Source organism: Salinimicrobium sediminilitoris (assembly GCF_020866905.1).
Classification (GTDB): domain Bacteria; phylum Bacteroidota; class Bacteroidia; order Flavobacteriales; family Flavobacteriaceae; genus Salinimicrobium; species Salinimicrobium sediminilitoris.
Genome location: NZ_JAIVCC010000002.1, coordinates 24,785 through 41,430, shown reverse-complemented (window position 1 = coordinate 41,430; position 16,646 = coordinate 24,785). Strand labels below are relative to the sequence as shown.

The 16,646-nt window shown below is 39.8% G+C and carries 11 protein-coding genes; 8 read left to right on the top strand and 3 right to left on the bottom strand.

Features of this window, described 5'->3' with window-relative positions:
* Window positions 1-52 precede the first annotated feature (52 nt).
* Window positions 53-712, top strand: a complete 660-nt coding sequence (upp, locus tag LA313_RS01965; protein ID WP_228912934.1) for a uracil phosphoribosyltransferase — start codon at window positions 53-55, stop codon at window positions 710-712.
* Here the strand turns inward: upp and tamL are convergent.
* Window positions 709-3,042: a translocation and assembly module lipoprotein TamL gene (tamL, locus tag LA313_RS01960; RefSeq protein ID WP_228912933.1), complete on the bottom strand. Its 2,334-nt coding sequence runs from the start codon at window positions 3,040-3,042 to the stop codon at window positions 709-711. The two genes, upp and tamL, sit on opposite strands and share 4 nt — an antisense overlap.
* Window positions 3,017-8,050, bottom strand: a complete 5,034-nt coding sequence (locus LA313_RS01955; protein ID WP_228912932.1) for a translocation/assembly module TamB domain-containing protein — start codon at window positions 8,048-8,050, stop codon at window positions 3,017-3,019. Before LA313_RS01955 ends, tamL begins: the two co-directional genes overlap by 26 nt.
* Window positions 8,051-8,377: 327 nt before the next feature.
* Between LA313_RS01955 and LA313_RS01950 the strand changes: the two genes are divergently transcribed.
* Window positions 8,378-9,238, top strand: a complete 861-nt coding sequence (locus tag LA313_RS01950) for an OmpA family protein (protein WP_228912931.1) — start codon at window positions 8,378-8,380, stop codon at window positions 9,236-9,238.
* 48 nt (window positions 9,239-9,286) lie between these two features.
* Here LA313_RS01950 and LA313_RS01945 read toward each other — a convergent pair whose 3' ends face one another.
* On the bottom strand, window positions 9,287-9,703 hold the full coding sequence (locus LA313_RS01945) for a DoxX family protein (protein WP_228912930.1): 417 nt from the start codon (window positions 9,701-9,703) through the stop codon (window positions 9,287-9,289).
* 189 nt (window positions 9,704-9,892) lie between these two features.
* Here LA313_RS01945 and LA313_RS01940 point away from each other — a divergent pair, with 189 nt between their 5' ends.
* The 6 genes from LA313_RS01940 (at window position 9,893) to LA313_RS01915 (ending at window position 16,641) form a co-directional block, all read left to right on the top strand.
* Window positions 9,893-10,375 (top strand): DUF4402 domain-containing protein, encoded by a 483-nt coding sequence (locus LA313_RS01940; protein WP_228912929.1) that lies wholly within the window; start codon window positions 9,893-9,895, stop codon window positions 10,373-10,375.
* Window positions 10,376-10,935: 560 nt separating this feature from the next.
* The gene (locus LA313_RS01935; RefSeq protein ID WP_228912928.1) at window positions 10,936-11,442 is read left to right on the top strand and encodes a DUF4402 domain-containing protein; all 507 of its coding nucleotides are present in this window, start codon (window positions 10,936-10,938) and stop codon (window positions 11,440-11,442) included.
* A gap of 90 nt (window positions 11,443-11,532) precedes the next feature.
* A complete protein-coding gene (locus LA313_RS01930) occupies window positions 11,533-12,027 on the top strand; it encodes a DUF4402 domain-containing protein (protein ID WP_228912927.1) in 495 nt (164 codons plus the stop codon).
* A gap of 81 nt (window positions 12,028-12,108) precedes the next feature.
* A complete protein-coding gene (locus LA313_RS01925; protein WP_228912926.1) occupies window positions 12,109-12,927 on the top strand; it encodes a fimbrial biogenesis chaperone in 819 nt (272 codons plus the stop codon).
* Entirely contained in the window at window positions 12,928-16,134 is a 3,207-nt protein-coding gene (locus tag LA313_RS01920; protein WP_228912925.1) for a T9SS type A sorting domain-containing protein, read from the top strand.
* A 3-nt stretch (window positions 16,135-16,137) separates the two neighbouring features.
* On the top strand, window positions 16,138-16,641 hold the full coding sequence (locus LA313_RS01915) for a DUF4402 domain-containing protein (protein ID WP_228912924.1): 504 nt from the start codon (window positions 16,138-16,140) through the stop codon (window positions 16,639-16,641).
* Window positions 16,642-16,646 lie beyond the last annotated feature (5 nt).

The window sequence follows — 16,646 nt, the reverse complement described above, 5'->3', positions numbered from 1 at the left end:
TTTGGATTAAAAATTTTTAACTTTGATCTTCCTTCAAATACAATTTAATTTTATGCACGTTCACCACCTACTCGAAAAGAATTCTATTGCCAACACCTTTATTTCTCAACTACGGAATGTTGATATTCAAACCGATAGACTCCGATTCCGAAGAAATATTGAGAGATTGGGAGAGATTTTGGGGTATGAGCTAAGCAAGAATTTTCATTTTGAAAATAAGGAAGTAAGGACTCCGTTAGGTACCGCTAACGTATCCCTTCCTACAGAGGAGCTGGTGATTTGCTCAATACTACGAGCGGGACTACCTCTTCATACCGGTTTACTTAATTATTTTGATGCTGCAGAAAACTCCTTTATTTCTGCTTACCGTCATCACCCCAATAATGATGAGGAGTTTGAAATTCTTGTAGAATATCTGGCCTCGCCTTCCCTTGAAGGAAAAACTCTCATTTTGGCTGACCCTATGCTGGCTACCGGCCGCTCATTTGTGAATGTTTTGGAAGCTTTAAAAAAGATGGGGAATCCAAAAGAAATTCACCTTGTCGCGGTCATAGCTGCAAAAGAAGGAATAGCATACCTGGAGGAAAATTTTCCTGAAAATTCACACCTTTGGGTAGCTACCATTGATGAGGAATTAGACGAGAGAGGTTATATTGTTCCCGGCCTTGGAGATGCTGGAGATCTTTGTTTTGGTCCAAAGGAGCAGCATTAGAACGGGTATCCAATTGCGAAGTTAAATACCGGCTCTGTAAGTCTTGGATCCCAACGGTCCCCTTCTTCAAGCCACGGAATGCGCAAGGGTGCCGCAAGATCAAATCTTATGACGAAGCTTTGAATATCAACCCTTAGTCCTACTCCTGCCCCTACTGCAACCTCATTTAAAAAGTTTGAACTAAAAGTACCTTTTTCAATAAGCTCTTCCTGTTGCTCTGTCAATTCATCCCCGGGAGGAAGATTATTTCTTTCGGTATTCCAGACATTTCCTGCATCTGCAAATACAGCTCCTTTTAAGATTTGGAAGATGGGGAAGCGATATTCCACATTGGCCTCCAATCTTATATTTCCCATTTGATCATAATAGGAAAGATCTCCCTGTGGTTTGTAAGTTCCGGGACCAAGTGATCTAATTTGAAAGGCCCTGATGCTGTAAGGTCCTCCGGCAAAATATTGACGGCTGAAAGGCATAACATCAGAATTCCCGTAAGGAACTCCGAGTCCGGCAAATAATCGGGTGGCAATGGTTTGCTCAGGGCTTAGTTTAAAATGATAACGAAAATCGGCATCGGCTTTTGCGTACTGTGCGAACCTGAGGCCCAGGAAGGTCTTGGGAGTCTCTCCGCCGCTCAATGCATCCAGAATATTCCCTGTTAGATCCAGGTTGGCATTTAGGAAAAACTGGTGAGTATCACTGGCATCTACCATTCCATTATAAATAAATGAATAAGTAAGACCCGCTATAAATTGTTGATCAAAACTACTTGCGAGGAAAGGGTTTTCTTTAAGAATTTCTCCAAATCTGTCCGATTCATTTAGCTGCACGTAGTCAACCGAAAAAGGATTCAATTCGTGAGTAATGTACCTGTTGGCTTTCCAAATGTAGCCGAAACTCCCTGAAACCGAAAACAGGTTAAAGAGGCCAGTTCGATTAAGATATTCAAATCCCGCACTTATTTTTGTCTTTGGAATGGAATATTCGAACCAGTTGCTATTTATCTCAATTATTGGAAAAAGCATTCTGGGAATAATAAAATCTGAATTTAATCCCAGGATGATACTGGTATTTCCAACATCCGAATCGGCAGAAAGTTGTTGTTCGTAGCCAACTTTCCCCGTGAGTTTAAGAATTTCCCCCCCGTGGAAGAGATTCCGGTTGGTGTAGGTCAATGCCAGGTGTGGTCCTGCGAAATTGTTGGATTTGGTAACGGCCTGTAATTCTGCACGTATTGATCTTTTATTGAGTGGTGACAGGAAGATATTCGCTTCCAGGTAACCTATACTATCGGTAGAAATTGAATCTAAAACGTCATACCTTATGTTCACGAATTTATAAGTTCCCAGGGAAGTGAGGCGTCTACTTGTCCTTCCCGATTCAGTCGGGCTGTAGAGCTCCCCTTCTTTAATCAATATATAAGGATCTAATTTTTCGGGTTTAAAGAAGACTTCATTCTGGATGTAGTTCCTGCCGTTATATCGTACTGTGTCCCGGTCAATAGAATCGGTGCCAATTGCATAGTTAGGATAAATATTAACCCGTTTCACTTTGTAGGGTTTAATCGCTTCCTCCGGCACCTGCTTCTTAAGGCGTAAAAAAAGATCGAACTTCTTGCGGTCATATTGATTGGTATCAGATTCGAAGATGAGGAAGTTATTACTGAAGTTGTAATAACCACGTTCTTTTAGAGCAATATCTATTCGCTCCCTTTCCAACTTTAGAACAGAAAGATTAAAAGGTTCTCCTTCATCAATAAGAGATTCTGAAAGGGTTTCCTTGATCTCCCTATAGATCCTGAGGGAATCATTATCCATTCTGTATTTTTCGAGCACATAAGGTTCCTCCGGAAGTGTAGCGTGATATGAAATAGAAGCTAACTTCTGCTTTCTCTTTTCTTCCAGAGTGAAATCAACCGTGCTGTAAAAATACCCCCTGTTCTCTAACCGGTTTTTAAGTAGTTCTTCTGTATGATAGGGATCAACATCTGAAAGATAAACCGGTTCTTCCCCGAATTTTCTATTCAGAAATTTATTTATAAACCCCGGTTTCTCCTTCTGTGCTTTATAGTGGAAGTACAATCCCCACCGCGTGCCCAGGAATTTTGCATTTGGTGAAGGAGTAAGTAAGGTTTGTAGCTGATTTTTAAGATCTTTTTTGTTTGCTATCTCATCCTGAGAATCGAGTTCAATATCTGCTCCAGTATATAATAATTCATCTTCGGGGATAAATTTTTTGACGCTGCAAGCCTGCAGCAAAAAAATAGCTAAAAATAAAGTAAGTCCTAAAAATGCCTTTTTTGACATGCTATTGTTCAGTTTTTTCAGGTTCATTCTGGTTTGCCTGCTGTTTTCTTTTCTCTTCACTCAAAATCTGGCTCCAAAGCTCCCTAAATTTATTGAAGTCCTGTGTAAAAATCAGGGAAAGGCCACTTATGATCAATTGACCATCTATGACATTCTCATAACTCCTTCTTCGGAAGGCTTCCAGTCTTAATCTCCCATCTTCTGTAAGGAGATATTCCAGGCTAACATTTCCAATCACAGGAGTGCTTTCCTCAACCTGGCTGCTACCCTGTAAGTCTACCTCACTTCCCACACTCACAATAAGACGGTCGTCAAATAGCTTTTTTTGAGCGGTAATATCCAGCTGTGTCCTCTCTTCGGGAGCAGCTCCCTGATAATCTGTATACGAGTCGAGCCCAAAATTTAGATCCACACCGGTTTCACCTAATAATCTGTCTGAAAATACATTTAATTGATCTGAAATGGCTGAATTTAAATTATCCCGTGCAAAGGACAGAGTACCGCCACTTGCTCCATCACTTCCCGAATCGGGGAAGAACCTGTTGAGGACAAGGAGAGAAAATACCTGCTTATTAAGTTCATTTTCCTGTTGATTCAACTGCTGAACCCTGCCATAGACCTGTCCGCTAAGAGACCCCTGTTCATCCTCGGGCATATCCAGGCCGAAAGATATTGTAGGAGCATTGATCTCCCCTCCTATTTTGAGGTATACAAGGAATTCCAGCTCCTGTCTATACCTTTGCCGAACATCCATATCAACAGATGTAAGCTGAGGTGCCATTAAAGCCGAAGCGGAAGTTTCAACACTATAGGATGCCGTAATATTAAGATCTGCATCCAGGGGATCTCCCGCCCATACAATACTACTGCCTTCCATGATATTAAATTTCCTGGTGACCAGGTTATAAAGGCTCATTTCATAATGACCATCCTGCAGTTCCAGCCTACCCGACATGGTAGTCCTTCCATTGGGGTAAATATCGAAAAGAAGTTCACCTTCCCCTGTCCCGCGGAAGTTATCTCCTGTTTCTTCGCTAATAATGACTGTAAAAGTTGCATTTTCTTCTACCGAGATATAGGAATTCATCTTAAAGCCCGAAAATGAAACCGCATCTTCCTCCTCTTTCGTTTGGGTAAGGATCTGGTTTGGATTCTCCCTGTTCACAAAAACAACTACTCCCTCCCGCTCTTCAAGTTCCACATTGGCTTCAGGAATTATATAGGTGAGGTTGGTCTCTTCCCCTACTGTAAGATCCATTTCAACAATAGGCAATTCAAGATCGCCGGTAAGGGAACCTGTGACATCAACTACCGCTTTGCCGTAAAAGAGTTCGTTAGCGCCTTCTTCAGAATTAACGACTGTGAAATTTTCAGCATTAAAGCTAAGATCAAATTCAGGATTGAGGTAAGTCTCCGTCAGGACAGCCCCATCAAGAATAAATTCATTGTTGTTCAAATCCCGGATCATGAAACTCTCCATATAAATCCCCTCGTTGTTTATTCGTAGGTCTTCGTCTGGAAATACAAAGGGAGCACCTAAAGCAGCAACGGTAAAAGCTGCATTATTAAAATGGATTTTCCCTTCATATTGAGGTTCCATAGTGGTGCCGCTAACCGATATTGCTCCCGAGAAGCTACCGTCTGCCGCTGTGATAGCGTCATCTGCAAAGTTTTCAATAACCTCCATTTTAATTTCGTTAAGGTCCAGCTGGAGATCGAGGTTTGCTGTTTTCTCCGAAGCTATATAAGAACCTGTAAGGTCAAGATCTGCATTTCCTCTAAGAGCAAGATCTATGTTATAGGTATCCCCACCGGTACTATTTGCATCAAGGGAAAGTTCTCCCAGCGGCACATCCAGGACTCCAAATTCATTGATCTTAAGATCGGCAACAAGTCCGGTGGTTCCAAAAGGCTCTTCAATGACAAAACTTCCATTCATGCTTCCTGAGGCCAGAACTTTTTCGGGATTGAAATAAGAAAATATCGATGCAAGCCTAAAATTATCGAACTCTATTCCTATGTGTTCTCCTGCTATTCCATCAATTTGATTTGAGGCCCGAAGCAACTGGTTGTTACGTGTAAGTTCAAATTGGTTAAAATTCCACTCATTTTCCCCAATTAAAATAGCATTGTCGGGGTCTATTTCCCAGGGCGCAGCATTCAGGATGAGTTCTTCGGGATCAATGTGAATTCTAAGCACATCATCTACTTTGGATACCAGGGAACTAAAATGCATAAGGCGTTCGCCTTCATAATTGGAAGTGAAATCCAGTAATAGCTCTTCATTTACCAGTTCCCCTTCCAAAATGGTCTCTTTAATAGCCAGTGGTCCTGTATTTAGACGTTTTAAACCAAAATCAAAAGCAAGTTTCTCTCTGTCTGAAGCCATATTGAACTGCAGACTGTCTATTTCACTCCCAAAGTAATTTACATAAGGCAGACTTACCTGAGCCGCGAGCTCTCTGGTTTTCTCTTCAAAATCCACTCTTACTTTTAATGTGTCCATTTCTTCTAACTGCGGAAGAAAAACATCTTCCAGAATTGGGGATGGACTAACTTCTGCTCGTAATTCAATATTGACAGGATTTTGAACCGTATCCAGCTGATTTTCTACGCTGTAATAGCTTTGATAATGCCTGTCAAGAGCATTTATAAAATCCATGGGCCCGGCATTAGAACTTAGCCGAAGATCGAGCATACGGTTGTCAACATCAATGGAAGTAGTATCGGGTCTCACATGTGTAAGAAGGTCGACAGACCCCAAGAGATAAGTTTCATCATCATATACAAAAACCCCTTCATTAATGCTTCCCACCATGTCAAAACTTTCAGCGTTACCTTCAAAAGTTGCTCTAAGATCAAGTCCCGTATTGATTTGTCTGTTAGTTAAACCAAGCGCTTGTAAATCGGCTCCAATAAGATTGAGGTTTAAAGCCACTTTTGGGGCGACAGAATCCAGTTCCACAAAGCTTTGGAGCTCCATGTTAAGATTTTCATCCTTATAATCTACATTGGCAAAACCATCGCCGTCCTCTAGTTCGGCATAAAGTTCAATATCCTCAAACTGGTAATCATTATAGGTGAAGCTGGAAATATTTCCATCGGCCATGGCATCCAGTTCATTTAAATTGGCTCCTGAACCCGAAGCTTCCATTTGCATACTAATAGACCCCAGGGCTTTATTCTGAAGGAGTTGTCCCAGTTCTAACTCAGTAACCTTAAGATCTGCGTTGAAAGCAATTTCCGGAGCGGTGACAAATCGTCCATCCACATCGATTTTTCCTGCGGAAGAATTGAGGATCGCATCAACAGATATATCTTCTGGTGTTCCACTGAAATTTCCCGATAAACTTATTTTTTCAGGAAGTTGGATTCCAAGGTCCAGAGGTTCTAAAAAGCCACTAAGATCGGCCCGGGAAGAGTTAAATTTAAGTTGTGGAAGATCAAATCTTAAATTATCTGGATCTGTGGCATTATAAATAGTACCACCCGTGGATGAAAGCGCAGTATTGCCCCAGTTTATATTCGCACTCTCAATAGATATTTTCGATAATTCTCCACTGGCAAAAAGACTTCCGGAAAGGTCTTTTTTGGCAAGTTCGGCAATGTATTCGTTCTGCTGAAGATCTGGCTGGAACCTGTACAAATCCTGTAGATCCACATCAAATCGTGGAAGGTTAAGATCCACGGTCGCATTTTCAGGATTTTCAATAAAAGAATTGAGAGATTGATAATCAATCACCAAACTTCCTTCCACCATATTGCCATTTAACTTGAGAAGTAGATCCTGCAACAGCATTCTATCTTCGTTGATGCTGGCGACAAAATTTGTTCTACTCAAGTCCAATCCTGAAGCTTCCCTGAAATTAAGAGCTTCTACTTTGGCTTCAAGAGATTGATTTGCCAAAATAAGCTCCGGGATTTTTAGATCCAGGTCTTTAAGTCCAACAGCTTCAGGATTGAACGTGCCGGGAGTTGGCCTGCTGTCATCAACCCAGTACCTGAAATCTATATTCTGAATACTTAAATCCTGAGCTTTTACCTCCCATTCCGGCCATTCGAAACCTTCGGTCGCTGTAGAATCTGAAGCAGTTTGTTGTTCTGCTTCAGCAATAGCTGTGGTTTTTGTTTGTAGATATATTCTTGAATCGTTCAAATCAAGTTGATCGATAACGACAAGTGTATTTTCCAGATCTACTGCGGGTAATTCGAGGTACAGGTCATTTATATCCACATCGGCTACAATACCGTCGGGAACAGAGGTGTAGGATCCGGCAACGTTATTTAGCTTCAGGTTTTCGGCAGACAAAAAAGGTAATGGGATCGTGTCTTCCTGCGGAGAATCGGGAGCAGGTTTGGTTTGGGCATATTTGAAGCGGGTATTTTTCAGGATAACATCTCCGGCTTCAAAACGCATGCTGTCCAACTCGAATTTCTGCATCTCAAGCAGCAAACGTCCCAGGGCGACTTTGGTGTCAATTCCCAGGTACTTGTCATCATAGGTAAGCCTGAAATTTTCAATGTTGATATCCCCCAACCTAACTTCCATCGCAGAAGCAGTAGTATCTACAGGTGTTGTGGTAGCAGTAGTGTCGGCCGTTGCAAAGGCTTCCGTCAGGAAATCAAAGTTAAAACCCTGAATGGTATCTGTTCGATCAATATTTGCTATTCCTCCGTTCCAGTCCAGGCTATTGAGATAAAAACCTTTACCTTTTATAAGTGGCATTAATGAAATATCGGCTTGAAGTTCCCTGCTATATATTAATGTGTCCCCTTCTTCATCTTCCATATAAAGACCTTCCAAACTTAAATCTCCGCCAAAAGTGATAAAAAGTCGGTCGACCTCTACCACTGTATTAGTTTTGTTAGTAATGTAGTTTACAAGTTTGTCTACAATAATTCCCTGTCCCCATGGGCTGCGAATGAAGAGTAATAAAAGAAAAATGAAGATAAAAATCCCGAGCAGGATCTTAAAAAATAATTTTAAGCCTGAACCTCTTTTCTTTTTTTCCTTTTGATTTTTTTTTGTTTCCAAAGATTGACTGTCTACCTGATCTAATATATTTCTTTTAATCCTTATTCTGAAATCCCTGAAGGTAAAAGCCTGTTAAACAACACCTTCCGAAAATGGCTTTTTTGCCTGGAATTTTTCTGGAGAATTCTCTTCGAAAAAGATAAAAATTTCCCCGGGAGCAACCATTTTATTAGGAATAATTTGGCAACAGGCTGGAGCAACTGATAATCTTTCGTTAAAAATAAGGAGCTAAAAAAGCCTTTTCTATAATTTCGACCCAATTAAACCGTTTCCATTGTCAGGGTAAAAATTAAAACCCCCGATAATTTAAAACAAAAACTGAAAATCATGAAAAAGACTCTTACCGTTACGGTACTGGCAGCAACAATGCTGACTTCTTGTGTTTCCAAAAAGAAATATGTAGCTCTTGAGGAGGATTACAATAATACACGAAGTAATCTACAGCAAACTCAGGTGGAAAAAGAAAAACTTGAAGAAAGGTTGAATGCCATTGAACAAAGAGTAGCAGATTACAACTCGAGAATTAATTCTCTTACTGAAGAAAATGATCAAAAATTAGAAATGAATGAGCTTACGGCAATGTCTAATGCCAACAAGCGCAAGATGAGAGAAACTCTTAGGAAAGTTGACCCTGCGAAACTTGCAGAAGCCGAAACTCTTGAAGATTCCATTAGCCTTGCAGTAGCTTACAATTTGGAAAGCGAAATTAGCAGTGGTTCATCTGAGGATGTAGACATTACTGTAGATAAAACTGTGGTGATGATTAACGTATCAGATAAATTGCTTTTTAGAAGCGGAAGCCATAGAGTGAGCAGAGACGCCTATCCACTTTTGGAAAAACTGGCAGAAGTTATTAATTCTGAACCGGCTATGGAAGTGATGGTAGAAGGCCATACAGATTCGCAGACAATGGTAGAAAATTCTTACATCCAGGATAACTGGGAATTGAGTGTTAGACGATCTACAGCTATTGTAAGATTGTTACAGGATAGATTCAACGTTGATCCTGAAAAATTAATTGCGGCCGGACGCAGCAGCTATAAGCCTGTAGCCGACAATGACACAAGGGAGAACAGAGCTCTTAACAGAAGGACAAGAATTGTCATCCTGCCAAACCTGGATAAATTCCTTGCTTTGCTGGATTCAGACAAATCGGCTTCACAGCCTGTAGATTCTTCCAATAACTAAGAATTAAGTTTAGATAGGAAAGTAAAAGAGGCCATTATGGCCTCTTTTTTATTTGCGTTTAAGCCAGTGGAAATCGAGTGAATGTTTCCCTGCGCCTGTAATTAACAGGACGGTAAAATTGAGAAGATATATAAGTGCAAGTTCTTTTCGCTGAAAGGGATCGGCAGCATGAATCACGAAAGCGGCAGTGAACATTGTAATTATTAGCGGGATTACAGCAAGGCGTGTTCCCAGTCCCAAAATAACCAGGATCGAACAAATAAATTCTGCAAAGACAGCTAATGCAAGGGTTGTCGCCATCCCAAGACCGGCAGGATCGGCAAATACTATTTCTTCACTTCCAAAAAGGTTTAGGAGTTTGGGATAACCATGAGTGAGCATGAGACCGGCTGCACCCAACCTCAGGAACAATAGCCCAAGATCAATTTTAGCAAGTTCCAGGTTGGTAGTATAGGTGTTTTTCATAAATGTAATTTGGTTAAATATATGAAAGATCCTTAAATTCTTTAAAGAACTGAATATAAGACTATATCGTTGTAGCTTTTAACTTTGTGTATTTCATCGATAATTTTATGCACTTTATCTGATTTATTCTAATAATTTTTCTTAATATTGGTTTAGAAATAAATTGAAGTGAAAAAGGTTTTTATTCTAATGCTAATAATACTGTTATCCGGGACCGGTATGTCATATGGACAAACCAGTGCCACAGCTTCCTTTACTGCTTCGGCTACCATTATTCAGCCTATTGGAATTACCACTACTTCAAACATGAACTTCGCCAATCTCGATGCCAAATCTGGAGGAGCAGTAATTCTCACCCCCGAGAATACCAGGATAAGTACAGGTGACGTAGCCCTGGCCGAAAATGCTGCAGTTTCTGCCGCATCTTTTGAGGTAACAGGAGAAGAAGGATTTGCTTTTTCTATAAGTCTTCCCAAAGATGAATTTTTACTGGCTAACGGCAGCGAAAGCATGATCATAAAGGATTTTACAAGTAGTCTCGCCAATGGTGGAAGTCTCACCGGAGGCTCAAAAATTGTAAGGGTCGGAGCAACCTTAAAGGTTAATCCAAACCAAACGCCGGGCATTTACAACAGTCGGTCACCTATGAACGTCACTGTTAATTACAATTGATCCTTTGGTAATAATCAATATTACTACTCCTCTAATTCCCTGGATTTTTTTTAATTATGTAGTTCAACTAATTTTTTATTGGTGCAACGATTGGTTTTTTCAACCTGCTTAAGCCTCATTTTTAAATGAAGTCTACTGCCCTACCTACATGTTCTAATCCTTTTTATTAATGTTGATGACATTTCCTGTTAATTCCTCCAGCAGGGAGCGATAAAAGCACACTGTTTTATACTGAACTATTCATTTTATTTCCAGCCGAAACAAGGTTAGGTGTTCCAAAAAGGATCTTCTAAAACAAGAAATAGTCCCAGCCTTTATTAATAGGAGGTTTATACGGGGCAAATTTCCTCCTTTTGTGCAAATTATCGTGAGAATTACCTTCCAGGCTATCTTTAAAAGAGCTTCAGATTCCAAAAAAAATCTAATAATGTGCATTTCAACGAATTTCTGCCGCCCTTATCGACTTTTTTTGTAGGAGCTTTCCTTAGGGAGTATGTTTGCCCCGTTAAATAATTAGAAACCCAAATTAATATTTACATACCCCTAAAAACCTACTTACCATGAAAAAAATTACTTTTATTTTATTCGCTCTTATCGCCGGAACTACTTTTGCACAAACCAACAATGATTCAAATAAAGCTACCGGTACTGCAACAGTGAATGCTGAAATAATTAGCCCAATCGAAATCACTTCTGGTTCTGTTCTTAATTTTGGAAGAATTATTGGAGATGCAGAAGGTGGTACTGTTACTGTTTCTACTGCAGGGGAAAGAAGTTTTGATAATAATGATCTCAATGCACCAACCACAACTTCATTACCAAGTGCAGCAGCTTTCAAAATAACTGCTGAAAATGAGTATCTATACTCTATTTCAATTCCATCTATTAAATTAGAAGGTGCTGGAGATGACATGACTGTTAATTTTGAACACAATATGAAGGACGAAGGTAATGCAGGTTCCGGTGCCGAACAGACTTTATTAGTTGGTGGAGACCTTCTTGTAAATGGTGGGCAGGATGCTGGTGAATACACTGGAACTGCAACAGTAACTGTTTCTTACGAATAAATAATTTTATTTAAATTATATAGAACGCCGCCCTTGTGGCGGCGTTTTTTGATTTTGCTTATCTTGTTTAACTAACCGCCAACAACCCAAATGAATAAAGTCTTATGCTTATTTATTTTCCTGCTGATCTCCACGCAAACATTTGCGCAGGCATCAGCTTCGGCAACGGTGGAGAGCCGGGCTACAGTAATAGATCCTATTAAAATTGATAAGACTGTAGATTTGGATTTCGGAAATGTGATCTCTGCCTATAATCCCGGGACAGTGATTTTAACGCCAGAAGGTTCAAGAGTAGCATACGGAGTACAAATATCTTCTTCCTTTCCCGGTACTGTGAATCCTGCTCAGGCCGTGGTTACTCATGGAAACAATAATTATTCTATTACCCTTCCTGAGTCCTTTATTCTTTTCAACAGTGAAAATCCCGATCAACAATTAATCATAGATCAATTCACTGTAGCTCCAGAGGAAGGCGTAATTTCTGACATAATTAAAATTGGAGCAAGATTAAACCTTGAAGCCAACCAGTCCGCAGGCTTCTATACAAATTCTTCAGGGTTTAATGTCACAGTGTCCTATAATTAATTTTAAGATATCCTTAACGATCTTGTCTTCTTTTACTTACATTTGTGTTAGGTGAAAAATCCAATAGAATTCAGCCCCCGCATGAATAAAAAATTACTACAGTTTTCAGTTCTTATACTATTATTTTTCTTTCCAACAATTTCTCTTGCTCAGGGAGATCTAATGATCATGCCCAAGAGGCTGGTTTTTGACGGTTCTCAAAGATCTCAGGAGATCAATCTTGCAAATACAGGAAGTGATACTGCTGTTTATGCTATTTCTTTTGTCAATTATAAGATGACAGAAAGTGGAAATTTCGAACAGGTCGATTCTCCTGAGGAAGGTCAGCGATTTGCAGAAGGTAATCTTCGATATTTCCCCCGCCGGGTTACCCTTGCTCCTAACGAAGCACAAACTATTAGAGTACAGGTTACCCGAACAGGAAATCTGGAACAGGGAGAATACCGTTCTCATATGTATTTTAGGGCTGTAGAAGAGCAAACTGCATTAGGACAGGAAGAAGCCAAGGAAGCGGAAGGAATATCAATTAACATCAAAACCGTTTTTGGAATAAGTATTCCAATTATTATTAGAGAAGGAGCATCTACTACACAAATTAATTTATCTGATATTTCTTTAAACATTGAAGGTGAAAATCCCAAGCTTTCGTTGGTGATTAATAGGTCGGGCAACATGTCGGTATATGGCAACATTAAAGTAGATCATGTTTCCCCTGAAGGAGTCACTACCGAAGTAGGAATGGTGAAAGGAGTTTCTGTTTATACTCCGAACAAAAAAAGAATCTTTTCCTTTGAATTACGAAGTGCCGGGGAAGCGGATTTGAGCACCGGGAAACTTAGAGTAAGTTATTCTGAAGACATAGGAAAAACTTTAGCTACAAAAGAAATTCCCCTGAACTAAATGAAAAAAAACTCCCCCAGGTTTATTAATTTTTTAAGAATTGCCGTCTTGTGGGCGGCGATGTTTCTTACTTCATTTTTATCGGCTCAGGTAGGAGACCTGGATGTTGGAAAAGGTGGTTGGGTCATTCCAGGGGGAGAGAAAGAGACCTATCAAAATGTGACATTAAAGAATAATAGCTCTGTTCTTGAAGTAAATGGAACGCTCATAGTTAATGGGAACCTGGTAATGGACGGTAATAATTCTCAATTTATAATGGGTCCTGACGCTTTAGTAGTAGTGTATGGAAATTTTATAGCACATAATCAGGTTAATATTTCTGTTTCCAGTTTTCTAATAGTGTATGGTGACTTTTCTCAGAAAACAGGAAGCGGGCAAGCCGAAATTGACGCTACTAATGGGAATATCTACATTTTTGGTGAGGTTGATGAAAAGTGGAGTAATTTTGATACCTGTACTGACTATGAAGGCAATGTGTCAGAATTGGGAACAGAGGCTTGTGATTATGGAACCGGGGACAATTTTGAAGATAATTTTGAAGATTTTCCTGAAGAATATAAAGATGCAGTAAACTGTTATGATCTAACTTCGATTTCTAATCAGGAGGTTTGTGAGGGTGCTCAGGTCATTTTTAGTGTTGCTGAAATTACTAATGCTGCCGTTAAGTACGAGTGGCAGGAAAAAACTGCATCTACAGATTGGGTTGTGGTAGAAAACAATCCAAATAGTTATAGTTATACAATTTCTAATACCTCAGTAGAAGACAGTGGTAAACTTTTTAGGGTAGTTGTACGACCTTCCGATCCAACGAATTCGGCTTGTAAAATTTCCATTTCAAAGAAGGTGCTTCTAACAGTAATTACTTTACCTGTTCCAGTAGTATCCAGCAATTCCCCCGTATGTGAGGGAGGTGGTATTGAACTTAGTTCTTCCACCATTCCAGGAGGTACTTATCAATGGACAGGACCTAATGGTTTTACTTCAAGTGAACAAAATCCTGTTATTCCAAATGCCAGCCAGGCAAAGGCAGGAGAGTATTCGCTTGTTGTTACTAATGCCAATGGTTGTAGCAGTAATCCCCAGAGGACTAATGTGGTAGTAAATAATTTACCTGTTCCTGTATTATCAAGCAATTCCCCGGTATGTGAAGGAAGCGATATCCAGCTTTATTCTTCTATATCAGGAGGTACTTATCAATGGACAGGACCTAACGGTTTTACTTCAAGTACACAGAATCCTGTTATTCCAAATGCCAGCCAGGCAAAGGCAGGAGACTATTCGCTTGTTGTTAGTAATGCCAGCGGGTGTACTAGTATAGTTTCACATATAACTATAAGTATTATAAACAAGTCGGAATGGACCGGTGCAGAAGACACCAACTGGAATAATATTAATAACTGGAGTTGTAACTCCCTTCCTACTTTGAGTACGAATGTTACTATTCCTGCGAACTTAAACAAGTATCCGGTGGTAAGCACTGGAAGTAATGCGCTTTCAAAAAATCTTATTATTGAAACCGGAGCTTCTGTTACTGTTATAGATAATTGGTTAAGAATAACCGGGACTTTAACTAATGATAATTATTTAAATGCCTCTGCCGGAAGTATTTCCTTTGAGGGAGCTTCAGCACAAACTATTCCTGCAGGAGCTTTCGAGAATGACAGAATTTTAAACTTAAATATTGATAACTCCGCCGGAGTTACTTCCGAAGCTACTATAGAGATCATCAATTCTTTAAAGGTAGAAGCAGGAATATTTTACACCGGTAATGGCCTCACTCTGGTTTCTGGTGAAACAGGAACCGCTTATATTGATGGCAGCGGCACAGGACAGGTTTCCGGAACTGTTACACTGCAACGTTACCTTTCTAATGCTTTTGGCTATAAATATTTCAGCACTCCCTTCCAAAATTCTACGGTGGATGATCTTGCGGCCAATTTTGATCTCACAAATTCTGAAACCGGTTTTCCTCACCTTTATGAATATTTTGAAAACAGAACGTACGATGAAGAAAATGACCTCACAGGCTGGCAAAAATATTTGGATCTGGCTGCACCTTTAAATCCGGGTACTGGATATGCGATTAATACAAGTGGAGCGACCGATGCTTTAACTCTGGAGCTATCAGGAATTGTTAATGATGGTCCTATAGATGTAACTCTCGAAAATAACAATGGCACCTATACCAATGGCTTTAATCTGGTGGGGAACCCCTACCCTTCGCCCTTAGATTGGGATTTAATGGTTGAAGATCTTGAAGGCATTGATAATGGTATCCATTTTTTTAAAGCAAGCGCCGATAACAGATACACCGGAACTTATATATCTTACGTGGACGGAGTTTCTACAGATCCTGCCTCAGGTATAATTCCATCCATGCAGGGATTTTTTGTGAGGGTAAGTGATCCTGATAATGGGATTTATCCTGCTACGGCTAATCTGCAATTTACCAACGCTGCAAGAACCGGAAATCAGGTTTCTCATAGTTATTACAAGGCCAAAAATAAAGCTGAAGTTCCTCAAATTCGGTTATCTGCAGGCTTTGAAAATGAAGAAAATTCAGATGCGACAGTAATTTATTTCAGAAATGGAGGAACTCCCGAATTTGAAAAAGAAATAGATGCTCAAAAAATCCTAAATACGGCTGTTAATGTTCCCAGTCTGTATAGTTTGAGTTCAAAAAAGGAAAAACTTTCTATTAATGCTGTATCCAGTCTCAACACCGAAGCAATGGAAATTCCTCTTGGGATAAGTGCTGAAAGATCTGGTGAAATGAGACTTGTTCTTTCCGAAGCTACAAACCTTTTCCCCTCTCTTCACATTTATCTGAAGGACAACAAAAAGAAAATCCTGAAAGATCTTGCCAGGGATCCTGAATATTCTTTTACCTCTCAAAAAGGGGAAAACAATGATCGTTTTGTTTTGGTGTTTTCTTCGGAAAAATTATCTCCTGCAGAAATAGCAATGGCTATGGAAGATTTTGCCGTTTTCAATGAGAACAAAGAATTTGTGGTAAGACTGAACCTTCCGTACTATGAAGAAGGAAAAGTTATTCTTAGTAATATGTCAGGACAGGTCATTCAAAGCAAATCCGGATCTGGAAAAGAGGAAGTCAGGTTTAGCGGAATTACGGCTTCAGGGATGTACCTGGTAACGCTGACAACTGAAAATGAAAGCCAAACCAAAAAAGTAATTATTAAAGAATAAAGAATGACTGGAAAAAGCTATTTCATATTCATGTTTTTGAGCCTCTCCAGTATAGTTTATTCTGAAGTAGCTGCACAGGAAAATCCACCTATTCCAGTAACTGTTGAAGTACGAAATGCCCAGGGTTTAAATTTTGGATCATTCACAGTAGGAACTAACGGTGGAAATGTTTTTATGAGTCCAAACGGTAATCGCACGGGTGATTCAGATGTACATTTGTTGAATGTGGGACAGCCTTCTCATTATGCGATCTTTGACGTATATGTAAATCCGGGTACTCTCCTACAGATCCAGGGAGTTTATGATTTTCCTCTGGAAGGACCTTCTGGTAGTGATGTCACTTTAACCATTGATCCAAATAGAGATATAAGCACCGGGCAAACTTTTATAACAACTCAAAATCCCCACGAGGTTCTTGTAGGTGGACAATTAAAAATTCCAAATGGTAGCTCAGGTCCCGCCGGAAGTTATAATGCAATGTTTACAATAACATTTATTCACGAATAGCCGCA